The sequence below is a fragment of the Streptomyces durhamensis genome, from assembly GCF_000725475.1.
Classification (GTDB): Bacteria; Actinomycetota; Actinomycetes; order Streptomycetales; family Streptomycetaceae; genus Streptomyces; species Streptomyces filipinensis.
The window spans coordinates 1-455 of sequence record NZ_JNXR01000108.1 but is presented as its reverse complement, the minus strand read 5'-3'; the positions used below and the strand labels follow the sequence as shown (position 1 = coordinate 455).

General features: G+C 66.4%; 1 protein-coding gene. It reads right to left on the bottom strand.

The window, feature by feature from the left end:
* Positions 1–455: AMP-binding protein (locus IO33_RS0141980; protein ID WP_031174336.1), on the bottom strand; the 455-nt coding region annotated here is incomplete at both ends.

Here is a 455-nt window from a genome sequence, read left to right as displayed (position 1 = left end):
GTTGTACAGCGCGAGGTTGAGCAGCACCGTCATCCCGTAGATGTGGAAGAACGGCAGCACCGCGAGGACCGAGTCGTCGTGGGACATGTTCAGCAGCGGCTGGCTCTGCGCCACGTTGGCGACCAGGTTGCGATGGGTCAACATCACACCCTTGGGGTTGCCGGTGGTGCCCGAGCTGTACGGCAGGACCGCCAGATGGGTGGCCGGGTCGAAGCTGACGTCCGGTGCCGCAAGGCCGGCACCCAGCAGATCGAGCGCGTTCGGGTGAGGGCTCTCGGCCTCTCCGGGCCCGTTCAGCAAGATCACCGCGCTCTCGGGCAGACCGACCTGCGCTGCTGCCGCCTTGGCCTGGTCACCGAGCTGGGTGATCGTGATGAGCATCTTGGCACCCGAGTCGGTGAGCTGCTTGGCGATCTCGGGCGCGGTGAACAGCGCGTTGACGGTGGTTGCAGTGG